This is a genomic window from Pseudoalteromonas sp. 20-92 (genome assembly GCF_030847595.1).
Taxonomy (GTDB): Bacteria; Pseudomonadota; Gammaproteobacteria; order Enterobacterales; family Alteromonadaceae; genus Pseudoalteromonas; species Pseudoalteromonas fuliginea.
The window spans coordinates 1-306 of record NZ_JANJGQ010000095.1; the positions used below are offsets into that span (position 1 = coordinate 1).

The 306-nt window shown below is 36.3% G+C and carries 1 pseudogene; it reads right to left on the reverse strand.

What is annotated here, in order from left to right:
* A pseudogene (locus NRL14_RS20885) lies at positions 1-306 on the reverse strand (IS110 family transposase); the annotation flags it as partial.

Consider the following 306-nt stretch of genomic DNA (forward strand, 5'->3'; position numbering starts at 1 on the left):
TGCAGCCTCTTTATTGTTTACACACCCAAGCTCAGGCATGTCACTAAGTAAGTTAAACGCGACAACATTCCCAACGCTAGGCACACTTTGAATAATGTCATTCTTGACCTTATATTCGTCACATTCTTTGATGAGTTTTTGTAGTTTCAAATCTACTTTTTCAATCTGATTTTTTAATGCCGTTAGGATAGGTTTTATTAGTGATGATATTGTTTTTGGCATTATCTGTGAACGGTTTTTCTCCATCGTTTGCATATCCATTAACTGCCTTCTTCTAGAAAGTAAATCACTCATCAAGCGCATCTG